Source organism: Methylorubrum extorquens, assembly GCF_024169925.1.
Classification (GTDB): Bacteria; Pseudomonadota; Alphaproteobacteria; order Rhizobiales; family Beijerinckiaceae; genus Methylobacterium; species Methylobacterium extorquens_A.
Genome location: NZ_JALJXF010000001.1, coordinates 3593649 through 3611842 on the forward strand (window position 1 = coordinate 3593649; position 18194 = coordinate 3611842).

The following is an 18194-nucleotide window of genomic DNA, read 5'->3' on the forward strand; positions in this document are numbered from 1 at the left end:
TCACTTCGTCGGCAGCGTCGGATCACCGAAGCGCTTGGCGAGGAAGAGGATGTCATCCTCGCTCTTCGCCTGCTCCACCAAGCTGCCCTTGGCCTCGTCGAAGAACCACGTGTCGTACTTCGACGGGTTGGAGGCCGGCCGGTCGGCACCGCGCAGGACGATGTTGCCGCCCTCGATGGAACGGATCACCTCATTGGCCAGCAGCGGCTTGTGAGCGATCGCCTCGATCGTGGCCGGGCGACCGGCAACCGAGGTCGGCGTGAGGGTGTTGGCCGCCGTCGCCGAGAAGGACGGCAGGGTCACCCCGGCATCGAACGACCAGATCGCCCGCTTCTTATGGAAGCCGATGACCTTGATGCCGCTGTCGCCTTCGCTGACCTGATCCGCGCCGGTCTGCGACCCCTGCGGAACCCCGTATTGCGGCGCCGCAGCGTTGAGCCCCGACGGGTTCGCAGCGGAAGCGCCGTAGGTCTGCCCGTAGGTCGCCAGCGACGTGGCACCCCATTTCCCGGCGACGGCGACGCCGTAGTGGAAGTTGAGGAACTGCGTTCCGACGCCGGCCGTGTTGATCACGCCGATGCTGTTGGGGAACATCAACGGCGTGAAGCTTCCCTGCAGCATCCCGAGGTTGGTGGGCAGCAGCACCGTGAAGGCATTCGGCCCGACCATCTGACCGTTGGCATCCACCGTCGGGACGAGCGTCGCCTTCGCCCCGAAGATCCGGTTGTTGCCCGCACCGCCCGAGATGATGTCCTCACCCGCCTTGATCGCGCCGGCATAGACACCGGAGGCCGGCTGCGCCGCGTCCGGAACGCCCAGGATGAAGCGGATGTCGAACAGCACGCTCTGCAGGTCGAGCCGGGCATCCCTCGGAGCTCCGATCCAACCGCGGTAGCCCGCAGTCAGATTCTGATGGCCGCCGAAGCCGAACGGGCTCCTCCAGGCGAGACCGCCGTAAAGCGGGTTGCGCCAGCTGACGACGCTCCCGGCCAGGGCGTCCCAGGCCGAGCGGTTCCAGGCGTCGAGATCCCCGTCGAGGCCGGTCGCGCCGGTGCCGAGCACGCGGGCTTCGACCTGGTTGCGATCCTCGGCGAGGGTCGCGGTCGTCACGCGCTGGCTCTGCGCCGCATTGGCGGCCGGCAACTGGATGAAGCCGGTATCGCCGATCAGCAGATCGTTGCCGCCGCCGCCCTCGATCCGGTCGTTCCCGCTCAGGAAGCTGTCGCCGCGCGAGGCGATGGACACGATCCAGTGGAGGGCCACCGACTTCAGATCGACCGGGTAATCCGCCGTCAGATGCTGCTGCATGGCGGAGAACCGCTCGGCGGCACGGGCCGCCACGGCCGCCTCGACCTGGGCCGCTCCGGCCGCGGTCGCGGGATCGTGGATCGCGAGGCCGCGCGCCACTCCCGGCTGGAACATCACGAGGGTGTCGCCGACCACGAGGTCGTCGCCCGCGCCGCCATCGATGCTGTCGTTGCCGATCGACACCACGTGGTTGTTCCCCATGCCCTCTGGCAGGCCGTAGGCGAGGATCTGGTTCAGCGGCAGCTGCGCCATCGTCTCCAGCTTCACCGTCACCGCGGCCTGCGCGACCCGGCCCGTCATGGCGAGGTCGGTGATGACCGAGCGCATGTCGGAGAGCGCGTCGCTGAGCGCGAGGGCGGCATCGAGAGACAAGCTGCGCAGCGGCCCCGAGCCCTGCACGATGGTGCGGGCGGCATCGCCGACGATGACGTCGTCGCCCTCGCCACCGGTGATGGTGTCGTTGCCGTAGGTGATCGTCCGGCTCGGGCCGCCCTGCAGGAGGTCGACACCGCGGCTGAGCGTGGCGAAGACACCGAGCAGATCGGAGACCGAGGCCGAGACCTTGTCGATCTGTCCGTTGAGCGCGGCGTAGGCCGTCACGTCGAGCGTGTAGGTCTCGCTGCTGTCGCCGTAGATCGTATCGTTGCCTGCGCCACCCTCGATGACGTCGTTGCCCGCCAGCACGTTGTTGGTGCCGTAGAGGCTCGGAACCAGCGAGGCGTAGACCGTGAGCTTCGCGCCGTCACCGCGCCGGATCGGATCGGATCCGGCGATGTCGGAGACCACGCCCGCCATCGAGGGATACACCTCGATCCGCGGTGCCCCGGCGCCGAACGCGCCGGGCAGAAGGTTGAGGGCCGGCACCACGACCTCGCCGCCGAGCGGCAGAACGAGTCCGGTTTCCGCCGCGGCACCGATGAGCCGGATGGCGTTGACGATGGTCGGCTTGTCGGAGGCGATCTCCGACAGGTTCGAGGCGCGGTCGCCGTAGATCAGGTCGTCGCCGGCCCCGCCAAACAGGCTGTCGTTGCCGCGCTGACCGAACAGCACGTCGTTGCCGTCGCCGCCCGCGATGATGTCGTCGTCGGCCCTGGCCAGCGAGACGGTCAGCGCGGAGGTCGCCCAGGCTCCCCCCGTGGCTGAGGTCAGGCGCGTGCCCGACCCATCACGGGCGCCCACCGCGAGGACGAGGTCGGCCTGCGCCAGCTTCTCGGCGAGGTCGGCGGTGCGTGCGGCGGCCGATTGCGCGTCGGTGGCGATGGCGGCCGTGACGGTGCCGATCTCCTCCAGCACCACGTCGCGGTGCCAGGTGCCGTCGCTGTTGAGGACCGCCGCGCCGTCCTTGGTGAAGGCGCGGACGATCCGGCCCTCGTCACCGAGGAGATAGTCGACATCGGTGCCGCCATCGATCCTGTCGCGGCCGAGGCCGCCCACGATCTCGTCGGACCCTTCCTCACCGTAGATGAGGTCGTCGCCCATCTGACCGAAGATCCGGTCATCGCCCGCGCCGCCGGCAATCGCGTCGTTGCCGCCGACGAAGTCGATGAGATCGAAGCGCAGCACGTCGCGCATCACCGTGTCGGCGAAGGTGCCGGGATTGCGCTGCCACGTGACCGACTTCACGTCGTCCACGAGCACGTTGCGGGTGATGACGCCGTTGTCGCCGAGGATCACGTCCGCGCCGACGCCGCCGTTGATGAGGTCGTCGCCGTCGGCCCCGCCGAGCACGTTATGCCCGCCGGTGATGTCGTCGTCGCCCTCGCCGCCGGAGAGCCAATCGTTGCCCTGCTGGCCGTAGAGGAAGTCGTCGCCCGCGCCGCCCTCGATCGTGTCGTTGCCGCCGCCATCGGTGATTGCGGTGAAGATCGAGACCGCGCGCTGGTTCACCGGCAGAGCCCGGTCGTACAGCATGTGGTCGCCGAACAGCACGTCGTGGCCACCGCCGCCCAGGATCACGTCGGCACCGGTACCGCCGGCAGCGTAATCGTTGCCCTCACCCGCCTCGAGGCGGTCGTCGCCGCCCGCGAGCGGATCCGTGGAGGCCACACGCCGGATCACCGCGCGACCCGCGACCAGAGCGAGATCCGCCCGGCCGTTGTCGCCGAGGATCATGTCGGCACCCGTACCCGTCACGATGCGGTCCGCACCGATCCCGCCGAGGACGAGATTGTCGCCGTTACCCGCCACGATCTGGTCGTCGCCGCCCGCATTCGGGTCGATCGTTTCGAGCAGGACCATGATGCCGCCGGCGAAGCCGGCCCGGCCTTGGTCGCCGACGATGGTGTCGTTGCCGGTGCCGGTGGTGATCGCGTCACCGCCCAGACCGCCGAAGACGAGGTTGTCGCCGTTGCCCGCCCGGATCGTGTCGCCCGCGCCGTTGAGGGCATCGAGCGTCGTCACCGAGGCGATGACACCGAGTTCGAACCGAGCGTCACCGCTGTCGCCCAGCACGATGTCCGTGCCGGCCCCGGTGTCGATCGTGTCCGCGCCAACGCCGCCGAGGACCAAGTTGTCGCCCTCACCCGCCCGGATCGTGTCGTCGCCGCCCAGCGCGGTGTCGGTCGACACCGCCTGCGCGAGGCCGTCGGCGTCGCGACGCACGAGGCCGCTATCACCCAGGATCACGTCGCGACCCGAGTCGGTCTCGATCACGTCGGCATCCATGCCGCCGATGACGATGTTGGCTCCCTCACCCGCCTTGATCGCATCGCGACCGCCGATCCCGGCATCCAGGCTGCGCGCCTGGACGAGACGGCCGCCCGTGTAGAGCACCTCGCCGCTGTCGCCCAGGATGACGTCCGCGCCGATTTCGGTGGTGATCGTGTCGCCGCCGAAGCCCGCGATGACGAGGTTGTCGCCCGCGCCCGCCTCGATCGTGTCATCGCCGCCGATGCCCGTGTCCAGGCTCTCGGCCCGCTCGACCAGACCCTTCGCGTCGAAGCGCACCTGACCGGCATCGCCGAACACCGTGTCGCGGCCGGAGCCCGTCACGATCGTGTCGCCACCGGCGCCGCCGAGCACGACGTTCTCGCCCTCGCCTGCCCGGATCTCGTCCGCATCGCCCACACCCGCATTCGTCGTGCGGACGAAGACCGGAACGAAGGCCGAGAGCGTCACCGCGCCGTTGTCGCCGAGGATCACGTCCGAGCCCGAGCCCGTGCTGATCGTGTCGGAGCCGAAGCCGCCGAGCACCACCGAGCCGCCGTCGCCCACCACGATCACATCGCCGCCGCCGACCTCCGGCGCCGTCGAGGTGATCTCGACCGGACGCGCCTGCCCGTCGAAGTCGACCGTACCGTTGTCGCCGAGCACCACCGAGCGGCCGGTGCCGAGCGTCAGCCGGTCGGCACCCGAACCGCCGAGCACCACGCCGTTGCCGGCGCCGAGCGTGACGGTGTCGTCGCCGGACACGCCGACATCCGTGTTCTCGGCATGGACCGGAAGACCGCCCACAAGCCGCACCAAGCCGGCATCACCGATGACGATGGCATCGCCGGACCCGCCGTCGACGAGGTCGCCGCCGGCGCCGCCGAGGACGAGCTTGCGGCCGTTGCCGAGCTTGATCGTGTCGGCCGCGCCGAGGACCGGCGTCAGCGTCTGGATCAGGATCGGCACGCCAGCCGCGTAATCGAGCTGGCCGCTGTCGCCGAGCACGGTCTTGGCGCCGTCGCCTGCCGTGATCGTGTCGGAGCCAAAGCCGCCGAGGAGGGTGTCGCTGCCGTCGCCGGCCGTGATCGTGTCGTTGCCGCCCAGACCCGTGTCGGTGGACAGGATCTGCGTGAGCAGACCGGCCGCGTCGTAGCTGACGCTGCCGAAGTCGCCGAGGATCACGTCGGCACCCTTGCCGGTGGTGATCGTGTCGGCATCCGCGCCGCCGAGGACGAGGTTGTCACCATCACCGAGCGACAGGATATCCTTGCCGCCGTCCGCCGGAGCGGTGGTGGCAAGGCTCACCCGCACGCCGCCGACGAAGACCGCCACACCGTTGTCGCCGAGCACGATGTCGTTGCCGCCCAGCGTCGTGACCTTGTCGGCGCCGAAGCCGCCGAGGACGAGGTTGTCGCCCGCGCCCGCCTCGATCGTGTCATCGCCGCCGATGGCCGTGTCCAGGCTCTCGGCCCGCTCGACCAGACCCTTCGCGTCGAAGCGCACCTGACCGGCATCGCCGAACACCGTGTCGCGGCCGGAGCCCGTCACGATCGTATCGCCACCGACGCCGCCGAGCACGACGTTGTCGCCCTCGCCCGACCGGATCTCGTCCGCATCGCCCACGCCCGCATTCGTCGTGCGGACGAAGACCGGAACGAAGGCCGAGAGCGTCACCGCGCCGTTGTCGCCGAGGATCACGTCCGAGCCCGAGCCCGTGCTGATCGTGTCGGAGCCGAAGCCGCCGACCACCACCGAGCCGCCGTCGCCGACCACGATCACATCGCCGCCGCCGACCTCCGGCGCCATCGAGGTGATCTCGACCGGACGCGCCTGCCCGTCGAAGTCGACCGTACCGTTGTCGCCGAGCACCACCGAGCGGCCGGTGCCGAGCGTCAGCCGGTCGGCACCCGAGCCGCCGAGCACCACGCCGTTGCCGGCGCCGAGCGTGACGGTGTCGTCGCCGGACACGCCGACATCCGTGCTCTCGGCATGGACCGGGCTGCCGTTGACCAGACGGACGAGCCCAGCATCGCCGATGACGATGGCATCGCCGGACCCGCCGTCGACGAGGTCGCCGCCGGCGCCGCCGAGGACGAGCTTGCGGCCGTTGCCGAGCTTGATCGTGTCGGCCGCGCCGAGGACCGGCGTCAGCGTCTGGATCAGGGTCGGCACGCCCGCCGTAAGGTCGAGCTGGCCGCTGTCGCCGAGCACGGTCTTGGCACCGTCGCCCGCCGTGATCGTGTCGGAGCCGAAGCCGCCGAGGAGGGTGTCGCTGCCGTCGCCGGCCGTGATCGTGTCGTTGCCGCCCAGACCCGTATCGGTGGACAGGATCTGCGTGAGCAGGCCGGCCGCGTCGTAGCTGACGCTGCCGAAATCGCCGAGGATCACGTCGGCACCCTTGCCGGTGGTGATCGTGTCGGCATCCGCGCCGCCGAGGGCGAGGTTGTCGCCGTCGCCGAGCGACAGGATGTCCTTGCCGCCGTCCGCCGGAGCGGTGGTGGCAAGGCTCACCCGCACGCCGCCGACGAAGACCGCCACACCGTTGTCGCCGAGCACGATGTCGTTGCCGCCCAGCGTCGCGACCTTGTCGGCGCCGACGCCCGCGATGACGAGGTTGTCGCCCGCGCCCGCCTCGATCGTGTCATCGCCGCCGATGGCCGTGTCCAGGCTCTCGGCCCGCTCGACCAGACCCTTCGCGTCGAAGCGCACCTGACCGGCATCGCCGAACACCGTGTCGCGGCCGGAGCCCGTCACGATCGTATCGCCACCGACGCCGCCGAGCACGACGTTGTCGCCCTCGCCCGACCGGATCTCGTCCGCATCGCCCACGCCCGCATTCGTCGTGCGGACGAAGACCGGAACGAAGGCCGAGAGCGTCACCGCGCCGTTGTCGCCGAGGATCACGTCCGAGCCCGAGCCCGTGCTGATCGTGTCGGAGCCGAAGCCGCCGACCACCACCGAGCCGCCGTCGCCGACCACGATCACATCGCCGCCGCCGACCTCCGGCGCCATCGAGGTGATCTCGACCGGACGCGCCTGCCCGTCGAAGTCGACCGTACCGTTGTCGCCGAGCACCACCGAGCGGCCGGTGCCGAGCGTCAGCCGGTCGGCACCCGAGCCGCCGAGCACCACGCCGTTGCCGGCGCCGAGCGTGACGGTGTCGTCGCCGGACACGCCGACATCCGTGCTCTCGGCATGGACCGGGCTGCCGTTGACCAGACGGACGAGCCCAGCATCGCCGATGACGATGGCATCGCCGGACCCGCCGTCGACGAGGTCGCCGCCGGCGCCGCCGAGGACGAGCTTGCGGCCGTTGCCGAGCTTGATCGTGTCGGCCGCGCCGAGGACCGGCGTCAGCGTCTGGATCAGGGTCGGCACGCCCGCCGTAAGGTCGAGCTGGCCGCTGTCGCCGAGCACGGTCTTGGCACCGTCGCCCGCCGTGATCGTGTCGGAGCCGAAGCCGCCGAGGAGGGTGTCGCTGCCGTCGCCGGCCGTGATCGTGTCGTTGCCGCCCAGACCCGTGTCGGTGGACAGGATCTGCGTGAGCAGGCCGGCCGCGTCGTAGCTGACGCTGCCGAAGTCGCCGAGGATCACGTCGGCACCCTTGCCGGTGGTGATCGTGTCGGCATCCGCGCCGCCGAGGGCGAGGTTATCGCCGTCGCCCGCCGCGATCGTATCGGTCCCGCCGATCTCCACATCCGTCGTGCGGACGAGGACCCGCTTGCCGTCGGTGCGGAAGGTGGCAAGGCCATTGTCGCCCAGCACCACGTCGGCGCCTGAGCCGACGGTGATGCTGTCATTGCCGAAGCCGCCGAGGATGACGTTGTCGCCGTCGCCCGCCACGATGGTGTCGTCGTCGCCGCGGTTCGGATTGAGCGTGGCCACGCGCACGAGGCGTCCGCCGGTGAAGCTCGCCTCGCCGAAGTCGCCGAGGATGAGATCCGCACCGTTGCCGGTGGTGATCTCGTCACGGCCCGCGCCGCCGAAGACGATGTTGTCGCCGTCGCCACCGCGGATGACGTCGCCTGCGCCGCGGCGCTCATCGGTGGTGTAGACCTCGCGGACGAGGCCGTTCTCGAAGGTGACGACGCCCATGTCGCCGAGCACGATATCGGCGCCCGAACCCGTGGTGATGTCGTCCGAGCCGACGGAGCCGATGACGACGTTGTCGCCGTCACCGCCGTTGATCAGGTCGCGGGCGCCGTCGTCCGGATTGGTCGAGGCGAACTCGACGCGAGCGCCCCCCTCGAACAGCGCGTAACCGTTGTCGCCGAGGATCACGTCGTTGCCGCCGAGCGCGGTGATCGTGTCCGTGCCCGTGCCGCCGATGACGACGTTGTCGCCGCCGCCGGCCTCGATGATGTCGTCGTCACCGAAGGTGGGGTCGAGGCTCTCGGCGCGCTTCAGGCGGCCCTGAGCATCGAAGGTGAGGCGACCGTCATCGCCCAGCACGATGTCGGCATCGGCATCGTCGCGGCCGGCATCGATCGTGTCGGCGCCCAGACCGCCGAGCACCACGTCGGCGCCCGCGCCCGATTTGAGGACGTCGCGCGTTCCGCCATCGCGGCTGCTCTGGACGACGGCCCGGATGCCACCCTCGAAGCGGACGAGGCCGTTGTCGCCCAGCACGATGTCGCCGCCGGTGCCGGTCACGACCGTGTCGCTGCCCGAACCGCCGAGCACGATGTTCTCGCCGTCGCCGGCTTCGATCCGGTCGTTGCCGGCATCGGTGGTGTCGGCCGATGCGAACTCGACGCGCACGCCGGCCTCGAACACCGCGTAGCCATGGTCGCCGATGACGACGTCGTTGCCGCCCAGCGCCGTAACGACATCGTTGCCCGCGCCGCCGATGACGAGGTTGTCGCCGCCGCCCACCTTGATCTCGTCGTCGTCGCCGAAGCCGACATCGAGGGTCTCGGCCCGCTTCACACGGCCCTGCGCATCGAAGGTGATCTGACCGTCGTCGCCGAAGACGATATCGGCATCGGCGTCGGCCTGGCCGGCATCGATCGTGTCGGCACCGAGACCGCCGAGCACCACGTCGGCGCCTGCACCCGTGGTGATGGTGTCGCGCGCGCCGCCATTGCGGTCGCTGATGATGCGGGCACGGATGCCGAGTTCAAAGGTGGCGAGGCCATTGTCGCCGAGCACGATGTCCGCGCCCACGCCCGTGGTGACGGTGTCGCTGCCCGAGCCGCCGAGCACGACGTTGTCGCCGTCGCCGGCCTCGATCCGGTCGTTGCCGCCGTCATTGGTCTCGGTCGAGGCCACCTCGACGCGGACACCGGCGGCGAACAGAACGTAGCCTTGGTCGCCGAGCACGATGTCGTTGCCGCCGAGCGCGGTGATGACGTCGGCACCCGTGCCGCCGATCACGAGGTTGTCGCCGCCGCCGACGTCGATGGTGTCGTCGTCGCCGAAGCCCGGATCGAGGCTCTCGGCCCGCTTCACACGGCCCTGCGCATCGAAGGTGACGTGGCCGTCGTCGCCGAACACGACATCGGCATCCGCATCCAGACGGCCCGCGTCGATCGTGTCGGCGCCGAGACCGCCGAGCACCACGTCGGCACCTGCACCGGTGGTGATGGTGTCGCGCGCCCCGCCGTTGCGATCGCTGACCACCCGCGCCCGGATGCCGAGCTCGTAGGCGACGAGCCCGTTGTCGCCCAGCACGATGTCGCCGCCCGCGCCCGTGGTGACGATGTCGCTGCCCGAACCGCCGAGCACGAGGTTGTCGCCGTCGCCGGCCTCGATCCGGTCGTTGCCGCCGTCGGCGGTGTCGGTCGAGGCGAACTCGATCCGCACGCCGGCCTCGAACACCGCGTAGCCGTTGTCGCCGATGACGATGTCGCCGCCGCCCAGCGCCGTGATCGTGTCGGCCCCGGTGCCGCCGATGACGAGGTTGTCACCGCCGCCGACCTTGATCTCATCGTTGCCGCCGAAGCCGGCATCGAAGCTCTCGGCGCGGATCACGCCACCGGTCGCGTCAAAGGTGACGTGGCCGTTGTCGCCGAACACGATGTCGGCGTCGCTGTCGGTCTGGCCGGCATCGATCGTGTCGCCGCCGAGGCCGCCGAGCACGAGGTCCGCGCCGGCTCCGGTGGTGATCGTGTCGGAAGCGCCACCGATCCGGTCGCTGACGATCTCCAGACGGATTCCGCCTGCAAAGCGGATCGTGCCGTTGTCGCCCAGCACGACGTCGGCGCCCGCGCCGGTCGTGATGGTGTCGTTGCCCGAGCCGCCGAGCACGACGTTGTCGCCGTCGCCGACCGCGATCCGATCGTTGCCGGCGCCCGTGGCATCGGTCGAGACGAAGACCACGCGCACGCCGGCCTCGAATTCGGCATAGCCGCCGTCGCCGATCACCGCATCGTTGCCGCTGAGCGCCGTCACGACGTCGCTGCCGGCTCCGGCGATGACCACGTTGTCACCGGCCCCGACATCGATCGTGTCGTTGCCGCCGAAGCCGAGGTCGAAGCTCTCGGCCCGCTTCACGCGGCCGCTGGACTCGAAGGTGGCACGACCGTCGTCGCCGAGCACGATGTCCGCACCCACGCCCGTGGTGACGGTGTCGCTGCCCGAACCGCCGAGCACGACGTTGTCGCCGTCGCCGGCCTCGATCCGGTCGTTGCCGCCGTCATTGGTCTCGGTCGAGGCCACCTCGACGCGGACACCGGCGGCGAACAGAGCGTAGCCCTGGTCGCCGAGCACGATGTCGTTGCCGCCGAGCGCGGTGATGACGTCGGCACCCGTGCCGCCGATGACGAGGTTGTCGCCGCCGCCGACATGGATGGTGTCGTCGTCGCCGAAGCCCGGATCGAGGCTCTCGGCCCGCTTCACACGGCCCTGCGCATCGAAGGTCACGTGGCCGTCGTCGCCGAACACGACATCGGCATCCGTATCCAGACGGCCTGCGTCGATCGTGTCGGCACCGAGACCGCCGAGCACCACATCGGCACCCGCACCGGTGGTGATGGTGTCGCGCGCCCCGCCGTTGCGATCGCTGACCACCCGCGCCCGGATGCCGAGCTCGTAGGCGACGAGCCCGTTGTCGCCGAGCACGATGTCGCCGCCCGCGCCCGTGGTGACGATGTCGCTGCCCGAACCGCCGAGCACGAGGTTGTCGCCGTCGCCAGCCTCGATCCGGTCGTTGCCGCCGTCGGCGGTGTCGGTCGAGGCGAACTCGATCCGCACGCCGGCCTCGAACACCGCGTAGCCGTTGTCGCCGATGACGATGTCGCCGCCGCCCAGCGCCGTGATCGTGTCGGCCCCGGTGCCGCCGATGACGAGGTTGTCACCGCCGCCGACCTTGATCTCATCGTTGCCGCCGAAGCCGGCATCGAAGCTCTCGGCGCGGATCACGCCACCGGTCGCGTCGAAGGTGACGTGGCCGTTGTCGCCGAACACGATGTCGGCGTCGCTGTCGGTCTGGCCGGCATCGATCGTGTCGCCGCCGAGGCCGCCGAGCACGAGGTCCGCGCCGGCTCCGGTGGTGATCGTGTCGGAGGCGCCACCGATCCGGTCGCTGACGATCTCCAGACGGATTCCGCCTGCAAAGCGGATCGTGCCGTTGTCGCCCAGCACGACGTCGGCGCCCGCGCCGGTCGTGATGGTGTCGTTGCCCGAGCCGCCGAGCACGACGTTGTCGCCGTCGCCGACCGCGATCCGATCGTTGCCGGCGCCCGTGGCATCGGTCGAGACGAAGACCACGCGCACGCCGGCCTCGAACTCGGCATAGCCGCCGTCGCCGATCACCGCATCGTTGCCGCTGAGCGCCGTCACGACGTCGCTGCCGGCTCCGGCGATGACCACGTTGTCACCGGCCCCGACATCGATCGTGTCGTTGCCGCCGAAGCCGAGGTCGAAGCTCTCGGCCCGCTTCACGCGGCCGCTGGACTCGAAGGTGGCACGACCGTCGTCGCCGAGCACCACATCGTTTCCGCCGAGCGCCGTGATCCGGTCGGCACCGGTGCCGCCGACGACGATGTTGTCGCCGCCGCCGACATCGATGCTGTCGTCGTCACCGAGGCCAAAATCCAGGCTCTCGGCTCGCTTCACACGGCCCTGGCCGTCGAAGGTCACATGGCCGTTGTCGCCGAAGACGATGTCGGCATCGGCATCATTCTTTCCGGCATCGATGGTGTCGGCGCCGAGGCCGCCGAGGACGAGGTCCGCGCCGGCTCCGGTGGTGATCGTGTCGGCAGCACCGCCGTCACGGCCGCTCGTCAGTTCGAGGCGGATTCCGCTTGAGAAGGTTACCGCACCATTGTCGCCCAGAACGACATCGGCACCCGAACCCGTGGTGATGGTGTCGGAACCCGCGCCACCGAGGACGATGTTGTTGCCGGAGCCGGCCTCGATGCTGTCGTCGCCGCCGCTGGTCGGATCGATGCTCTGAGCGAACTTGACGCGGCCGAGCTCGTCGAAGGTGACGTGGCCGTTGTCACCGAAGACGATGTCGTCGTCCGCATCGTCCTTGCCGGCATCGATGATGTCGCCGCCGAGGCCACCGATGACGAGGTCGGCGCCGGCACCAGTCCGGATCGTGTCGCGTGCGCCGCCGGCCGGATCGCTCTTGGCCTCAAGGCGGACTCCGCCTGTGAAGGTCACGAAGCCGTTGTCACCCAGGACGACATCCGCGCCGGCACCCGTAGTGATCGTGTCGGAGCCCGCGCCGCTGATGACGATGTTGTTGCCGCCGCCGACATCGATGCTGTCGTCGCCGCCGGCGGTCGGATCGGTGGCCTCCGCGCGGATGACGCGACCCAGTTCGTCGAAGGTGATGTGACCGCTGTCGCCGATGACGATGTCGTCGTCGGCATCCAGCTTGCCGGCATCGATCGTGTCACCGCCGAGGCCGCCGATGACGAGGTCGGCGCCGGCACCGGTGACGATGGTGTCGCGCGCACCGCCCGACAGGTCGCTTTTGGCCTCGAGGCGGATTCCACCTGCGAAGATTACGCTGCCGTTGTCGCCCAGCACGATGTCCGCGCCGGCACCCGTGGTGATCGTGTCCGAACCCGCGCCGCCGAGGATCAGGTTGGCGCCTGCGCCCGCCAGGATCTCATCGTCGCCGCCGAGCGTCGGATCGACGGTCTCGGCCAGCGAGACGCGGCCGAGGGCGTCGAAGATGATGTGGCCGTTGTCGCCGAAGACGATGTCGGCGTCCGCATCGTCCTTGCCGGCATCGATGGTGTCGCCGCCGAGGCCGCCGATGACGAGGTCCGCCCCCGCACCGGTGACGATGGTGTCGCGACCGCCACCGCCGACGCGCTCGCTGAGAGCCTCGCGCAGGACGCCGTCCACGAAGTCGACGGCGCCGTTGTCGCCGAACACGAGGTCGGCGCCGATGCCGGTGGTGATCGTGTCGCTGCCCGAGCCGCCGAGCACGACGTTGTCGCCGTCGCCCGCGCGGATGATGTCGTCGCCCGCCACGCTCTCGTTCTTGGTCGAGACGCGCACCAGCTTGCCCTGCGCGAAGGTCGCTGCGCCGTCGTCGCCGAGGATGATGTCGAGACCGGCCCCCGTGGTGATGTCGTCGGCCCCGACGCCGCCGAACACCACGTTGTCGCCCTCGCCCGCCACGATGGCATCGCCACCGCCGAAGGTGGATTCCATCGTCTCGATCGAGACCAGGATCCCGTTCACGAACACGGCGCTGCCGTTGTCGCCGAGGATCACGTCGGCGCCCGAGCCGGTCTGGATCTTGTCGGCCCCGACGCCGCCGATGACGACGCTGCCGCCATCGCCGAGGGCGATCTCGTCGCGCGCGCCGGCCGTGGCGGCGGTGGTCGCAGCCTGGAGCACGCGGCCCTGCGCGTCGAAAGTCGCTCCACCGTTGTCGCCGAGCACGGTGCTGCGGCCATTGCCGGCCGAGATGAGGTCGCTGCCCGAGCCGCCGAGGATCACGGCCACGCCGTCGCCGACCGTGATCGTGTCGTCCCCACCGACGTTGTTGTAGGTCGTCTCGACCACGATCGGCAGGCCGGCGGTGGTGAGCCGGGCATGACCGGCATCGCCGAGGATGACGTTGGTGCCGGTGCCGAGCTTCACGCCGTTGCGGATGCCCGCGGTGATGCTGTCGCCGCCGGCACCGCCGATGACGGTGTTGCGGCCGCTGCCGAGCGCGATCGTATCCTTGTCGCCGACCTCCGGGCTGATGCTCGCGATCTCGACGATGATGCCGGCCTCGAAATCGGCCTGGCCGCTGTCGCCGAGCACGACGTTGTTGCCGTCGCCGATGGTAATCGTGTCGCGGCCCGTACCGCCGAGCACGACGTTGTTGCCGTCGCCGATGGTGATCGTATCGTCGCCGCCGATCGCGGTGTCGAAGGAGAGCGCGCGCTGGATCAGGCCGAGGGCATCGAAGGTGACGATGCCGTTGTCGCCCAGGATGATGGCGCCCTTGTCGCCGCCCCTGATCGTGTCGCCGCCCATGCCGCCGAGCACGACGTTGTTGCCCGCGCCGAAGGTGATCGTGTCGCTTCCGCCGATGGAGGGCGCGGTGGTGGCAATGCGCGCCAGTACGCTGGTGGTGATGCCGTTCGTCACCGTCACGGTGAAGTCGGCCTCGCCGCTGTCACCGAGGATGACGTGGTTGCCCGCGCCGGTGGTGATGGTGTCGCCACCCGCACCGCCGATGATCTGCGAGGCGCCGTCTTCAGCCGTGATGATGTCGGCACCGCCGACCTCGGGCGTGATCGATTCGATGCGCTGGGCGCGGCCGTTGCGGAACACCGCCTTGCCGCTGTCGCCCAGGATCACGTGGTTGCCTGCGCCGACCTTGATTGTGTCCGCGCCCGCACCGCCGAGGATCGTGGTGTCGCCCTCGGTGGCCTCGATCGTGTCGTTGCCGCCGATCTCGGTCGCCGTCGAGGTCACCGTCTCGATGATGCCCGCGACGAAGGTGGCCGAGCCGCTGTCGCCGAGCACGACCTGCGTGCCCTTGCCCAGCGTGATCCGGTCCGCGCCCGCGCCGCCGATGACCGTGACGTTGCCGTCCCTGGCGGTGACGGTGTCGTCGCCGCCGATACCCGGATCGATGCTCTCGATCGAGACCAGTGCTCCGGCGCTGAAGCGGGCCTTGCCGCTGTCGCCGAGGATGACGTGGTTGCCCGCGCCGACATCGATGCCGTCCGCGCCGGCACCGCCGATGATGGTGGTGTCACCGTCGGCCGCCGTGATCGTGTCGTTGCCGCCGATCTCGGTCGCGATCGAGGTGATGTCCTGGATCTTGCCGTTCGCGAAGGTGGCCGAACCGCTGTCGCCGAGCACGACCTGCGTGCCCTTGCCCAGCGTGATCCGGTCCGCACCCGCGCCGCCGAGCGCCGTGACGTTGCCGTCCTTGGCGGTGATGATGTCGTTGCCGCCGATGCCCGGATCGATGCTCTCTATCGAGACCAGCACGCCTGCGGTGAACACGGCCCGGCCGTTGTCGCCGAGGATCACGTGGTTGCCCGCGCCGACATCGATGGAGTCGGCGCCTGCGCCGCCGATGATCGTGGTGTCGCCGTCGGACGCGGTGATTGTGTCCCCGCCGCCGATCGCGGTCGCCACCGAGGTGATGGTCGCGATCCTACCGTTCGTGAAGGTGGCCGAGCCGCTGTCGCCGAGCACGACCTGCGTGCCCTTGCCGAGCGTGATCCGGTCCGCACCCGCGCCGCCGATGACCGTGGCGCTGCCGTCCTTGGCCGACACGGTGTCGTCGTCGCCGATCTCGGGATCGATGCTCTCGATCGAAACCAGCGCACCTGCGGTGAACACGGCCCGGCCGTTGTCGCCGAGGATCACGTGGTTGCCCGCGCCGACCTCGATCGCGTCGGCGCCCGCGCCGCCGATGATCGTGGTGTCGCCGTCGGACGCGGTGATCGTGTCGCCGCCGCCGATGCCGGTCGCCACCGAGGTGATGGTCGCGATCCTACCGTTCGTGAAGGTGGCCGAGCCGCTGTCGCCGAGCACGACCTGCGTGCCCTTGCCCAGCGTGATCCGGTCCGCACCCGCGCCACCGATGACCGTGACGTTGCCGTCGCCGGTCTCGATGCTGTCGTCGTCACCGACGGCCGCCTCGTTGTCCGTGGTCTTGATGCTGGTCAGCACTGGGACCGGGACGGTCACGCCGTTGATGATCCGCGTACCCGGGACGAAGCGCGCCTCGCCGGTATCGCCGAGGATCACATGCGTGCCCTTGCCGACGGTGATGCCGTCCTTGCCGGCGCCGCCGATGATCGTAGTGTCGCCGTCGCTCGCCTTGATCGTGTCGGCGTCGCCGGTCGTCCCGGCGATGCTGCGCAGGCTGGTCAGGACGCCGTTCTCGAACACGGCTTCGCCGTTGTCGCCGAGGATGACGTGGTTGCCCGCACCCGCGGTGATGGTGTCGGCGCCGAAGCCGCCGATGACGATGTTGTTGCCGTCGGTCGCGGTGATCGTGTCGCCGCCGCCGATGCCGGTGAAGGTCGAGACGATCCGGCTGACGACGTGGGTGCCTTCGAGCGCGATGCCCGCGGTGGCCGAGCCGTCCTGCCAGATCTGGCCGTGATCGCCGACGATGACGTTGTCGCCGCCCTTGGCATCGATCGTGTCGGTGCCCGCGGCCCGCGGCTGATCGATGAAGGGATCGGCGATCGTCACGATGCGGCGGACGTCGTCGAGGTTGAGGCTGGAATCACCGAGGATGGTGTCCGCGGCCGGTCCGCCGACGATCGTGTCGTTGCCGGTGCCGCCGGCGATGATGTTGCGCCCCTTGCCGCCGGTGATCGTGTCGTTACCGGCGCCGCCGTCGATGATGACGAGGCCGGTCGCACCCGAGGCATCGATGATGTCGTTGAGGCTGACGACGGTGTTGTCGCGATCCAGGGTTCCCTCATCGCGGAAGCCGTAGGCGCGTCCGGTCTGCTTCGCGAAGGTGGAGTCGTAGCGGCTGCCGTCGGCGGTGGTATCGCCGAACAGGGCGAGCGTACCCTGCGAGCCGGTCACCTTGATCGTATCGGCGCCGCCGCCGCCATGGATCGCGGTGAGGGTGCCGACGGCCGTGCCGGTCACCGTGACCGTGTCGGCGCCGGAGCCGAGCAGCAGCTCGACCGACCGCATGCCGCTATAGGTCACGCCGCCCTCGAAGGTGCGCACGGTGTTGTTCGTGCTCGTCGCCGTGGTGACGTCGTTCGTCGACATGCCGAAGCCGTCGATATGCGTAGCACTCACCGTGCCGGAGACGCCCGCCGTCGTGGAGTCGTTGTAGAGCGTGACCTTGTCGAAGTCCGGCAAGCCATCATCGACGATGTTGCGGTTGACGACGGGGTTGTTCTCGCCCGGCAGGACGATCGCCGGGGTCAGCGAACGGCTCTCGGGGCCGACGCCGCCCTCCAGGACCAGCGGTCCCTCAATGGCGCTGAGTTCGTGCGGCTGACGCGAGAAGGTCTTGAGGTCCGAGGTCGTCCGCGCGCCGTTGGGGTCGCGCGCCACGGTGACCCGCACGGCCTGGTCCCAATCCGCCGCGGTGAAGGTGATGGTGGCCGGGTTGGTGCCGTCGGCCGCCTTGAACCGGCTGTCGGCGCTCGACGTGATCGTCTGGCCGTCTCCGGCCAGCGTGATCGTCACCGGCGCCTTCGGCTGCATGGTCAGGACGACGTCGTAATGGGAGGTCTGGCTCGGCGTCACCACGACGCCGCCCTCCTTGGGCGTCACCACCACGCCGGCGGTGTTGCCGTCGGTCACCTGCACCCGCACCACCGGCTGGCCGACGAGCGCCGCCTTGAAGAAGCCCTCCGTCGCCGTGCCGTTCAGCGTGCTGGTGACGGTGTGGGTGATCTCCGCGACGAAGCGGTTCTCGGGCTTCAGGTCTGCCGGCGAGGAGACCAGCACCGTCTGCGGCTGGTTCCAGTTGGCGAGCGTGAAGGTGAGATAGGCCCGGCCGTTGCCGTCCCGCGGCAGCGGCGTACCGTTGCCGTCGGTGAAGGCGACCTCCGTGCTCGACACGTTGAGCGTGACACGCACCTCTTCGCCGACCAGCGGGGCGTTGTTGAGGACGACGGTGTAGCTGTCCTTGTTCTGGGGCTTGTTGCCGTTGCCCTCGATGACCGAGGTCCCGCCGCCGCTCTCGACGATGATCAGCCCCGGCTTGTCGTTGTCGATGACCTTGACCAGCGTGTTGCGAACGAAGGTGCCGTTCACCTCCGCATGGGAGCTGATCACTGAGTGGCCGATCGCCACGTTCTGGTCGCCCTCCAGCGCCGTGTCCGACT

1 protein-coding gene (only partly in view) is annotated in these 18194 nt (G+C 69.9%); it reads right to left on the minus strand.

Annotated features, from left to right (window positions below):
* On the minus strand, positions 1–18194 hold the end of the coding sequence (locus J2W78_RS16975; protein WP_301288599.1) for an LEPR-XLL domain-containing protein. 30685 nt of this gene lie beyond the right edge of the window; 18194 of the gene's 48879 nt are visible here — the last part of the coding sequence; its start codon lies beyond the right edge, outside the window; the stop codon is at positions 1–3.